The organism is Aquimarina megaterium XH134, assembly GCF_000520975.1.
Taxonomy (GTDB): domain Bacteria; phylum Bacteroidota; class Bacteroidia; order Flavobacteriales; family Flavobacteriaceae; genus Aquimarina; species Aquimarina megaterium.
Map to the genome: position 1 here is coordinate 25,210 of NZ_JACB01000069.1, position 12,340 is coordinate 37,549.

A 12,340-nucleotide genomic window follows, 5' to 3' on the forward strand; every position below is an offset into this window, starting at 1 on the left:
ATACACAGATGAAATATTTTCAAAGTATACTATTAATAATTCTAGGCATTTGTTTAGTAAGCTGCGAGACAAGTGTAGATGCAAGTGATTTATTAGAAAAGCAACAGCTTGTAGTTATTAATGGTTATTTATCACCACAAGATACCACATTAAAAGTGCAAGTGTCAAGATCTAAATCAAGGGCATCAAGGACAGTCAATGTTAAAGATATGGTTATTAAAGATGCTACCGTAGTGATAGCAGATGAAGAAAACAATGAGGTGGCACTTGTATATACAGATGCATCTTTAAGCTATGAAGCACCAGCAAGTGGTTTAGCAATATCACCAGGCAAGAAATATTTTTTGAAGATTACGGCTCTAGGTAAAGAATATAAAGCATCTTGTACAATACCAACCGAATCTGTACAAAGGATAGAGAAGGATATTCAGGTAAAAGAAGGTGAATTCTCTGAGAATCGCTTGTTGAAAGTTACTGTAGGGGATATCAAAAATCAAAACAATTTTTATATCATAGGTGCCATAGTCACTCAGTCTTTTGATAATGGAGGAGGCACAACTAGTAATCAAGTAGAAAATATAAATTTCGAGTTTAAACAGTTTGCAACAGATGTAAGTAGAGAAAATTCTGTAATTACAGCAGATGGATTTTTTACTTTATTCGATAGTGCATTACCCAATCCCAAGTTAAAGATTCAGGTAGCCAATGCAGAAAAAATATTATACGAAGCGCTAAGAGCAACATATTTAAATGATTTTAATGACGGAGATCCATTTGCAGAATCAGTTATTGCTCCGACCAATATAGAAGGAGAGAATGGATATGGTGTTTTTGCAGGATATCAATTAACAGAAGTGGAAGAAACTTTTTAAACAAAAAAGATAAAATCGAGTAGACTATTATTTAAAAAGCGAACTTAAAGTTGTTTTGACAACATAATCTTAATAATTTATTACTTTTAGAGCCAGATTTTAATTTCAGAAATGAGTATCGAACAAGAAGATCACATACTACAACTTTTAACACGTTATTTACAAAATGACGTACAAGATGATGAACGAAAGTTTGTAGAGGATTGGATTGCCGAATCCGAATCAAATAGAACCTATTTTGAAGATGTTAAACGCATATGGAGTACTTCAGAAAATATAGAGGATTTTGATAAAATTGATGTAGATGAACAATGGAGTAAATTTGAATCTGGCATAAATGCTACAGTAAAGAAGAAACCAAAATTAAATAATGTTTATCTTAAAATCGCAGCCTCTATTGTGCTTTTGATTGGTTTAGGCTTTTATTTTAATTCACTTTTTAATACTGAAGTAATTTTACTGGCAAAAACGGGAGCAGAAAACAAATTTATATTACCAGATAACTCTATAGTATGGCTTAATGAAGGTAGTCAACTTACTTATAAAAAGGATTTTAAAGGAAATAGCAGGCAATTAAACCTAAAAGGAGAAGGCTTTTTTGAAGTTACAAAAGATCCCGAGAAACCATTTGTTGTTATTGCCAATACCACACAAACTAAAGTTTTAGGTACGTCATTTAACCTAAAAAATAATGCTAATACAAAAGAAGTAGAGCTTGTATTGGTAACAGGTAGTGTTGAGTTTTTATCAAAAAAATATAAAGAAATTTTAGCTCCGGGAGATATGGTAACAGCAAAAGAGAGTGGCAAATTGATAAAAACTTCAAATAAAAGCCTAAATTTCTCTTCCTGGAAATCGGGAGTACTTAAATTTGAAAAAACTTCTATAGAACAAGTAATTAAAGATATAGAACTGTATTACAATAAGAACATAATTATCGAGAGTCGAGAATTTGCTAATTGTACGTTAACCACTATCTTTGACAACGAATCGTTTGAGGATGTTTTGGAAACTCTTAAAATATTATTTGATGTCACATATGAAAAAAATGATTCGAATAATATTGTTATAAAAGAAGGAGATTGTAATTCTTAAAAAACATTATTCTTTTTGCAAAAATCAAATTGCCGATTTAATTTTCTAGTGAGAATAAAAGTGATTAGGGTACTATTTGTAGCGCTTTTTATAGGAGGGTTTAGTGGTTATACCCAGGGAGAAATTTTAGATCAAAAAATTAGTTTAGTTAAAGAAAATGTATCTATTGCCAGTGTCTTAGGTGAGTTAGAAACAAAATTAAATTTTACGATAGGATATTCTGATAGCGCAATAGATATTTCTAAAATAGTATCGGTTAATGCTAAAGAAAAAACTTTAGCTAAGATATTAAGAAATCTATTTCCCTCGAAACTGTATCAATTCAAGGTTTTGGGCAAAAAACTACTAATTTATAAACGTCCAAAAAAGTACACAATTAGTGGGTATATTTCTGAAAAAGGAAGCCAGGAATACTTGGGTAGTGTATCTATTTATATCCCCAAACTCAATACAGGTACAATAACCAATGATTATGGATTTTATTCCCTTTCTATCCCAGAGGGCAATCATCAGATATTAATCTCATTTGTGGGGTATAAAAACATTAAGAAAAGCATTGACCTTACCTCTGATATTACGATAAATTTAAATTTAGAACCAGAGACTGAATATCTGGATGAAATTATTATAAACTCTGATCAGGAAACAAGTAAAAGTCAGATCACACAGATGAGTTCTGAAAAACTAAGCCCTTCATTTTTTGAAGATATTCCTACAATCCTGGGAGAAAAAGATGCTATTAAAACCTTACAGTTATTACCTGGGGTACAATCAGGAAGCGAAGGTTCTACAGGCTTTTATGTTCGTGGCGGAACACCCGATCAAAATTTGATCATACTAGATGAAGCTACAGTTTATAATTCAAATCATCTTTTTGGAATTTTTTCCATATTTAACGGAGATGCCATTAAATCCGTAGAAATATTTAAAGGAGGTTTTCCTGCTCGGTATGGCGGAAGGTTATCTTCTGTAGTGAAGATAAATACTAAAAATGGGAATAAGGAAAAATTTGCTGGAAAAGCAAATATTAGTTTGATTTCTTCATCTCTATTGTTAGAAGGACCCATAAAAAAAGGAAAAACATCCTTTGTAATTAGTGGTCGTAGAACATATGCAGATCTGTTACTTTTACCATTAATGGCCAAGGACGAGAAACTTGCTTATTATTTTACAGATGTTAATGCTAAGCTTCATCATGTTATCAATGATAAAAATAAATTGTACTGGAGTACATACTATGGGCAAGATAAATATAGAAATAAAACTGTTGTTGAGAATGAAAGATCTAAGCAGAAAATACTTTGGGGTAATATAACTTCTACTTTACGCTGGAATCATGAATTTAATAACAAGCTCTTCTCTAATACATCATTAATATTTAGTAATTATAAGTTTACAGTTAGTAAAGATGATAGAGGAGGAGCGAATCGAAGTTCTGCGTTTAGAACAAGCTCTGGGATCAACGATTATGGAGTTAAATTCGATTTTAATTATTATCCTGCACCTAATCATACATTTAAGTTTGGTTTAGTTTCTACCTATCATGATTTTACTCCAAAAGAAATTAATATTAGAAATATTAATGAAGATGAAATTGTAAATACCCAAAAAATAAAAACCGTTGAGAGTGGAATATATATTGAGGATGATTGGAGAATTAACGATAAGATTAGCATATATCCAGGTTTAAGGTTTAGTCATTTTCAGCATAAATCTAAAGGTTATTTTAAACCAGAGATGAGACTTTCTGTTGCTTATAAATTGTATCCTTTGCTTACATTAAAAGCTTCGTATGCAAGAATGAATCAGTATATACATAGGTTATCTAATAGTGGTTTGGGATTACCAACAGATCTTTGGGTGTCTTCTACAGAACGGTTAAAGCCTCAGCTTTCTGAGCAAATTGCTTTAGGGGTAGCAAAGGATTTCAAGAATAACATATTTGGATTAACAATCGAAGGGTATTATAAAAAAATGGATGATATTATAGCCTTCAAAGAAGGCGCTTCTTTTGCAGGTCTCGAAAGCGTGAGAGAAATTACAGGTTCTATCCGAACTGTTGATTTTGTAAATGGCATTACTACAGGGAAAGGCTGGGCATATGGAACAGAGTTTTTACTTAGAAAAAAGAAAGGAAAACTAACAGGTTGGTTGGGATACACTTTATCATGGTCGCAAAGACAGTTTGAAGATTTAAATGGAGGGAAGGTATTTAACGAACGTTATGATAGAAGACATGATTTCTCTATTGTAGGGATTTACAAGCCTAGTAAAAGAATAACGATTTCTGGTAATTGGTTATTTGCATCAGGAATTAATTACAACCTCCCTAATACATTAGGAGTTGCAGCGGGTAATAATTTCCCGATAGAGGATGTAAACAATAATGATAATATATTACTGTTTAATACAGAAAAAAATAATTTTAAAGGAGAAAATTTTCATCGTTTAGATTTGGGAATTCAATTTCATAAAATCACAAAACGTAATAGAGAAAGAACATGGGGCTTTTCGTTTTATAACGTATATGCGAGAAAAAACCCTTTTTATTATGAAATTGCTAGCGAAAATCAAAGTTCTCCTAATGTTTTATATAGAAGGTACTTATTTCAGTTTCTTCCGTCGTTTAATTATAGTTTAAAATTTTAGTATATGAGACTCTACATTTTATTAATCATAGGTTTTATCGTTTTAGGTTGCGAAGATTTAAAAGAAGAGATAAAAAATAGACCAGAAGGAGAGAAGTTAGTTTTGATTAATGGCTTTTTGTCTCCAGAAGAAGAAGTAATAAAAGTTGAAGTTTCTAAAACAATATCTGTATTTGATAAACCTTTACAACTCGAACCAGCAGATTTTGTAAATACTTTAATCATTAAAGATGCAGTAGTAGTTATCAAAAATGAAAACCAAGAAGAAGTAGAATTAAGATATTCTAGCGATAATAAGTTATATCAGATTGCATCTAACGAATTCTTGATAGAACCGGGAAAAAGGTATACTCTAAATGTCTTAGCAGAAGGAAAAGAATTTAAAGCCACTTGTGTTATTCCTGTTATGAAAACAGAAAATGTATCGGCGGCGGTTGGGTTTAGAGCTGTAGATGGTGCTGTTGTAGAGAATCTTAGTGTAAGTTTTGATGATATAAAGGGCGAAAATAATTTTTATATCGTAGGAGCATTATTTAATGTGACCAATAGTACAGAAGAAAATCGCTCTATTGCAAATTTTGATATTGAAAGATTTGCCACTGATGTAAATGGAGATGGATTAAGTATATCTGCAAATGGAACAATCTTTAATACAAACGAAAGCTTAGAAATTACTGTGAAAGTCGCAAATGTAGATGAGCTTATTTTTACCACTTTAAAAGCTTCTTTCTTAAATAAAGACCAAATATCAAACCCTTTCTTTCAGCCTATTATACCGCCTAATAATATAGAAGGAGAAGGAGGTTATGGTGTATTTGCAGGATTTCGATTATTAGAAAAAACGATGACACTAGGTCCGATTCAATCTTTAGACGGAGTTTGAAAATGCTTGTAAATTAGATAGCCTCCATAACCAATAAATAATATGGTTATCATGACTCTGAAGTCCCATTCTGCCTGAGCTTGTAATCTATTATATAATCGTAAACCTCCAAATAAAACAAGAGCAATACCGATCATTAAGTCCCAGGTCTTGCGAGGTGATTTATCTTCGTTTTCCATAATTTTAGGTTAAGTTTTGTTTGATAATTGGGAGCGCATTTTTTGCATCGGTTTTTTTTACAAATAGTTGAACATGGTCAGGTATACCACCTCCAAAACCTGCCATCATACCAGACTTCATATCATCCCGGGTGATAGAGTTAATGCCTTTATCCTGCAATATTGTTTGTAAAAATTGAACATTAATTAAACTACCTGTATATACTCTTTCATATTCACTGTCAGGAAACATAGTGTTATTTGTTTAAGCATTAAAATATTTACTGTTCCATATGACAGTATTAAAATTTTTTCCAAGTGCAAATCCATAAAATAACACCACAGCTGCTACCGATTTAAACATAAAGAATAAAATCATGATAAATGTTGAGGTAGTACTGTGTTTAGTGAACATACCTTCTGGAACCATAAATGTAAGTAAAAGACTTACTAAAAAAGTGAGTATGAGTAAATTTTCAAAACTCTTAAAAAACCACATCATAAATTTACGAAGTGGGTGTAAATCATTCCCCCATTTATGCACTAAATAAAAATAGTCATTACCCATAGGAGCAAAGAGTAGGGGATCATCAGCATTTTCTAATTTAAATAATTTAGATGGCGCAATAATTTTAAATCCTTTTAATTCGGTTTGATGTTTTTTCTCAAGGTTTTTAATAGCAGAAATTGCAGATAAGGGCAACTTTCCTTTAAAATATTTAGAATCCAAAAAACGTAATCGATAGGTAATACAGATTTTTTTGATTTGATCCAGATGGTATATGCTGCGGGTTTCTATGTGATCAAGATCAAAAACATTCTGAACTACATGAGAAGAATTTTTCAGGTTTTTAAGAATTTGATTCTCGTGTTTCTCTTCTTCCGAAAAGATTGCATATACTTGTTCTTTCCAGGTAGAGGCATTAAATTCTTTATCCCGTAGTTTACCTAGTTGTTGCTCTATGTTTGTCCTGGGAAATAACATCTTTTTTTTTAGCTCTACTAAATTAGCAATTTGGGTTAAGTTATACAAGATTAAAGAGATCGTTTAGTAAAAGATCACAGTACCCGATTAACAATAATTCCAGTATTATTTTTTATCTTTTTAAGATAATCAACCAGTGGAAGCGTAGAGATTTCTACTTGACCCTTTGAAGATGCATGTAATAGATGAATTCGTCCATTCTCTTTGCGTATAGCGATCCCTGTATGTGTAATGTCTAATCCTTTGATTGAAGTAGTTAATGCGACAATATCGCCAGATAGTATTGATGCTTCATTTTCTTTAATCTGATCTTTTGGTAAAAAGCATACCGATGATTGGCTAATATTAATTTCGGATTGTTGTATGCCTTTAAAGTTTTTATCATCTTTAAGAAAAGGATAAAGTTCTCGGTGTGTGCTCATAAAATTAATATCTTTCTCTATTTCTATTCCACCAATATCACCTGTAATATTTCTTATAATGCCTTTTTGTTCATTATTAGTAATCCACTCAGAGAAGTAGTGTAGTCGTGAAGCATACCCATCTAATTCCCCATTTTTATAACGTATTTTTTCTAGATAAGCAGTATAGGATTCAAAATCCTCTTTCTCATTCTTAAGCATTAGACTTAAAACCAGTACATTTTCTACAAAAGTAGTGCAATCTAATCCCTGAAAATTAATCACCAAGGATTCTTTTGACCCGATCTCCAGAGTTTTGGCGGCATAAGGAGTACCTAAAAAAGTTTTTCCAACAAACACCAGAGTCTCTCCAAAAGCAGTTTTTGGAGTGTATTCTTTTTTTAAAGCTGTAATTCTGGTGGTAAAGATTTCTTTATCTTTTGCAGAACAGATAATTTCTTGCGCCTGAATAGCACATGTCATTAAAAAGAAAAAAAGGATAAGAGGTTTACTGTTCATTTGTTACTATATGTTAAGTAGGCTTAGTTTTTAATTCTAATACGTTCTAAAATACAAAAAGCTACTATATCTGATGGATTTATTCGATAAGATTTCATAAAAACTAAAAAGGTATCTGTGATGATATGAAGAATTACGGGATTCTTAAATGTTTTATGGACAATTACACATTTTGTCGACAATATAAAAAGGCTTGATTATGATATCATAATCAAGCCTTTTTTCAAAAATAAATTTAAAGTTATTTAGTACTTAAGAATTCTTAATGTTTCCATTTTTGAATTTGTTTGTATTTGAACAAAATAAATCCCAGACATTTTAAGCTCACTCCCTAAAATTATAGACCTAGGGTTTTTTGTATATTCTTCTTGTATCAGAAGTTTTCCGTGTATATCAAATACTTTAACCGTGATATTAGTTTTGTCAAGTTTTGAAGTGTTAATCACAAAAGTATCGATAAAAGGATTAGGAGATGTGAATGTTTTGTTTTCAGAAATTCCTTTGTTTGCTATGCTATTTATTGCATTTGAAGATCGGGTATAAATGATCTCATTTGGTTTCTTATTATATGCATAATCCAGTATTGTATAAGATAAACCATCGTTAGCTACAGATATATGAAACCATCCATAATGTGTATTTCCATTTATCTTAAAGGTAAATCCAATAAATCCTGATTTACCATTCCAAGTTGTATAAGAAGATGAACTTATAGTATAGCTGTTTGATTTTGCTATAAAATTATCAGAACCATCAATTCCTTCACCTTCACCTATTAGGGTTATATTACCTTCATTTCCTTGGCATACAATATCTTTATCATATGTAACTAATCGTACCGAATTACTAGTGTACCACGCGCCATAATCTTTATCATCACCAACTTCGATACGGAAGAACTCCCAGCTATTAGATGAAGTAACTGTAAGATCTTCGATATCTACATAAACAATCCCATCGGTGTTATTACATGGGGAGCAAGAGCTTCCACCGCAATCTATCCCGGTTTCATCCCCGTTTTGGATACCATCGGTACAAGTAGGGGTAGATGTTACTCCTTCTATAGAAACGGTATAATCTTCAACTTCACCATAATCAAATGTTTCACAAGTATCAGGGATTTTATTGTATGCCATAGATACTCTCATTCTCGTATTTCCATTTTTTGCTCCATCTGGTACCGTAAACTCTCCTTTTATTGAAGTGTCTTTTGAAGGGCTTTTACTAAATACTTGTTCACCAGAATCTTCGAAATCTCCATCTTGATTGTAATCAATCCATACACTGTATCCTTCTGAGTACACAGTTGATGACCATGTTGGAGTAATTGTAATCGTTTGAGCTGCTCCTTTTGGTAGTGGTGTAGACTCTGATGTGAAATCACTATACCCACCATTCTCTGCTATAGAAGTTTTATCAATACTTCCTAATTGTATACGACTAATATATTCATCATTAGGGTTACTTCCATTAGAAGTACAATAAGACGAAGGGTTACACGGTTCACAAGAACCTCCGCAATCTATTCCGGTTTCATCTCCATTTTGAATCCCATCTGTACAAGTAGGACTTGGTTCGCTAGAAGTAGTAACGTTTACGATATTACTAAACTCAGAAGTATTACCTGAAGCATCTTTAGCTTTTATCTTATATTGATATGGTGTATTTGCAGTTAATCCTGTAATATTAGCAGATGTTCCTGTTGCAGATGTAGCGATTGCATTGTCCTGATATATGTCATAGCCAACTACTTGCTCATTGCTTGGTGCTGAGTCCCAGGACAACGTTAATGATGTTTCTGATACATTAGATGCCAATAATCCTGTTGGTGCAGATAAATTATTTCCACTAGAGTTTTCAATATCGAATTTCATATTATCGATCCAAATTCTAGTTCCGTACCCAGATGTGTTTTCTAATTTGATCAATACATTTTCTTTTCCACTAAATTGAGATAATGATACATTTTCTGTTCTCCAATGTGAATCCTGTGTGGGTACCCATAGGTTAATTTCATTAATCCAGGTATCTGGATCGTCTGTTGTTGCTACGGTCTCTAGTTCTGTATGAGTTTTTGAATATACTTCTGTCCAGGAGTTTCCACAATTGGTAGATACCAATATTCTTAATTTGTCTTTACTGTCATCATCAAATTTGGTATATGCCAAATCAAAAGAAAAGGTAGTTTCTCCGCCAGACATATCTATAGGATTAAGAATAATTTCATCTATTTCTCCTATTTCTTCGTTATCTGTATTATTCATAATCATACAAGAGGAAGAGTTTCGACCTGCAGCATTACTTTTTTCCCAAGCTAATTCTCCATCATTATCTATGATTTCCCATCCAGATGGTGGGAAACTCCCTTCAAACCCTTCTGTAAAAGAGTTTTTTGTTGGATTTGTAACCGTTATATATGCATTTTTTGTTATTGTATTACCAGTGCCATTAGCATTACTTGTTGTAAGGGATACGTTGTAAGACCCCGGATTGTTATAGGTTACTTTAGGATTTTTATCTGTAGAAGAAGAAGGAGTGGCTCCTTCAAATGTCCAATTCCAGGAAGTAGGGTTTCCTACAGAAACATCTTTAAAAGAGATTTCGGTACTATTACAATTAGAAACTCTTTTGCTAGAATAAAAGTCAGAAACCGGAGCAGTATCGTTATTAATTAAGACATTAATATTGTCTATCCATATTCTGGTTCCGTATCCAGATATATTCATAAACCTAATGGTTACTTCAGATTCACCATCATAAGCACTAAGGTCAATAATTTCTTTTCTCCAATCAGATTCTTGTTTAGGAATCCAACCGTTAGAAAGACCAGTGGTTACACTTTTGGTTTCTAATTCTGTATGTGTTTTAGAATAAACATCTGTCCATGAATTTCCGCAATCTTTAGATACTTGTACCTTCAATTTGTCGGGACTGGCATCATCAAACTTTGTATAGGCAAGATCAAAATACATCTGACTATTTTTTGCTGAAGAGAAATCATAATATGGTAATCTAAGAAAATCTTCTTCTCCTACAATTGCATTGTCAGAGTTATTCATTATGATACTAGAACTGTCTCCATTTCCGGCATCACTTCTTTTTTCCCAACCAAATCCTTTATCGGGATTAATAACATCCCATTCTGTAGGAGGGAATTGTCCTTGAAAATTTTCTGACTGTCCCGATGATGTTTTTTGGTTTATATAAATATAACTGGTTTTTTCCTCTGTGTTTTGTCCAGAGTCATTGCTTGCAACGAGGCGAACTTTGTATATTCCAGAATTATCATATCGTATTACAGGATTTTTTTCTGAAGATGTTGATGGCGACCCGCCTTCAAATTGCCATTGCCAAGAAGTAGGTAAGCCTAATGAAAGATCTTCAAAAGTGATAGATTTTCCATCACAAACGGCTGTGTAATCGCTTGCAAAATCTGCTATTGGAGTTCTTTTAAGTATTCCTACAGAGCTTAAGTTACTATCCTGCCAAAGTAAACGTCTAGAATATAATGCTTCAGTACTATCTTCTAACCAATAAGTCATTGCGCTTACTTGCCCTTTTGTGAACATATTCTGGCAACTGGTATTATAGTCCATATGATTCTCAAGATTCGCATACACACCACAATTATTTAGTTTATCTCTTTCACATCCTTCTGCTTGTGTAGTTGGGGGAGTGTCATCAATTCCATCATTAGTAGCATCGCAACTTTCATAAAATGTATGTCTTAATCCAAAATAGTGACCAAATTCGTGAGTCATTACTTTTTCAAATCCAGGTGCAGATTGTGATCCGCAGGTACTACCAACATACCTCCAATTATAAGTTACATGAGGTATTACATCCTGAATTGGAAGAAAGGCATGTCCTGATCCATTGGTACCTCCTTTTTCATTAGGGGCATCTACAACAACTACGTCTAAATAGTATTTGTTTTTTTTGCCCCACCACATATATTTATAAATGTTAGGGTCATAACCATATGCAATATTAGCGTTAGCCTGCCAATCCATACCGGGGGTATCCATAGTGTTTCCATCGGGATCTACAGTGGCTGGAATAAATTCAATATTCATTTTATCTTTAATAGATTCGAATCTTGGGTCGATTTGATTAAACCCAGGGAATGTACCATTATAATCTCCATTGATTGTTTTAAAGACGTCATCAATTCTACACTTCATGTCTGCCTTACTAACAGAGCCTTCTCCATTATGTAAAATATGAAATACTACAGGGATAACATATGGAGTTGCAGCAGATTTACTCTGTACACCAGTTTTTTTAAACCTCTTTACTTTACTAATTGTTTTTTTAAAATTAACTTCTTCTTCAGGAGATAATTTTGTGCCACATCTGTTTTGTGCATGGCTAAAGCTTACCAACATACAAAATAGTATGAAGGTGATTACTGTTTGGAGTTTGTGTTTCATTGGTTATAAGATTGAAAATATTAGAGTTAGTTTGTATTTATATTAACAATAATACCATCAAAATTATAGGGAATAAAATATGGGATAATATAGTGTTGGTAATTGGTAATTTTGTATTGTTTTAACAATTGAAATGCAATTTTTTATTTTTTTTAGTGAATTATGTAATAATCTAATAATAAAAATAACAATACATATTATTTGAAGTTTAAGAACTAGAACTCTGTTCGTGTATAAATTATGTGTAGAAAAGTTATTGGGAAAGTATTGATAAAATGTCTTCTATTCAGGTTATAGTTTTATCTGTATTGTTGTTGATTATAGAATCAAAAAAGCAACCAAAGAC

General features: G+C 32.3%; 9 protein-coding genes. 4 read left to right on the forward strand and 5 right to left on the reverse strand.

Annotated features, from left to right (window positions below):
* Window positions 1-8 precede the first annotated feature (8 nt).
* The 4 genes from Z053_RS0126375 to Z053_RS0126390 all read left to right on the forward strand — a co-directional run bounded on the left by Z053_RS0126375 (window position 9) and on the right by Z053_RS0126390 (window position 5,498).
* Complete coding sequence (locus Z053_RS0126375; RefSeq protein WP_025667961.1) at window positions 9-872, forward strand: DUF4249 family protein; 864 nt, start codon at window positions 9-11, stop codon at window positions 870-872.
* Between the two features lie 111 nt (window positions 873-983).
* On the forward strand, window positions 984-1,967 hold the full coding sequence (locus tag Z053_RS0126380) for a FecR family protein (RefSeq protein WP_025667963.1): 984 nt from the start codon (window positions 984-986) through the stop codon (window positions 1,965-1,967).
* A gap of 15 nt (window positions 1,968-1,982) precedes the next feature.
* Window positions 1,983-4,616: a TonB-dependent receptor gene (locus Z053_RS0126385; RefSeq protein ID WP_081748344.1), complete on the forward strand. Its 2,634-nt coding sequence runs from the start codon at window positions 1,983-1,985 to the stop codon at window positions 4,614-4,616.
* A 3-nt stretch (window positions 4,617-4,619) separates the two neighbouring features.
* The gene (locus Z053_RS0126390; RefSeq protein ID WP_025667965.1) at window positions 4,620-5,498 is read left to right on the forward strand and encodes a DUF4249 family protein; all 879 of its coding nucleotides are present in this window, start codon (window positions 4,620-4,622) and stop codon (window positions 5,496-5,498) included.
* On the opposite strand, the gene Z053_RS0126395 is transcribed toward Z053_RS0126390, so the two are convergent.
* The 5 genes from Z053_RS0126395 to Z053_RS0126415 form a co-directional block, all read right to left on the reverse strand.
* Window positions 5,477-5,677 carry a hypothetical protein gene (locus Z053_RS0126395; protein ID WP_025667966.1) on the reverse strand — a complete coding sequence of 67 codons (201 nt, stop codon included), beginning with the start codon at window positions 5,675-5,677 and terminating at the stop codon, window positions 5,477-5,479. The genes Z053_RS0126390 and Z053_RS0126395 overlap by 22 nt on opposite strands.
* A 4-nt stretch (window positions 5,678-5,681) precedes the next feature.
* Window positions 5,682-5,909 carry a putative signal transducing protein gene (locus Z053_RS0126400; RefSeq protein WP_025667967.1) on the reverse strand — a complete coding sequence of 76 codons (228 nt, stop codon included), beginning with the start codon at window positions 5,907-5,909 and terminating at the stop codon, window positions 5,682-5,684.
* 12 nt (window positions 5,910-5,921) lie between these two features.
* Window positions 5,922-6,641 carry a hypothetical protein gene (locus Z053_RS0126405; RefSeq protein ID WP_025667969.1) on the reverse strand — a complete coding sequence of 240 codons (720 nt, stop codon included), beginning with the start codon at window positions 6,639-6,641 and terminating at the stop codon, window positions 5,922-5,924.
* 74 nt (window positions 6,642-6,715) lie between these two features.
* Window positions 6,716-7,561, reverse strand: coding sequence for an N-acetylmuramoyl-L-alanine amidase-like domain-containing protein (locus Z053_RS0126410; RefSeq protein WP_025667970.1), 846 nt, complete (start codon window positions 7,559-7,561; stop codon window positions 6,716-6,718).
* Between the two features lie 245 nt (window positions 7,562-7,806).
* Window positions 7,807-11,994, reverse strand: coding sequence for a M43 family zinc metalloprotease (locus Z053_RS0126415; protein WP_081748345.1), 4,188 nt, complete (start codon window positions 11,992-11,994; stop codon window positions 7,807-7,809).
* Window positions 11,995-12,340 lie beyond the last annotated feature (346 nt).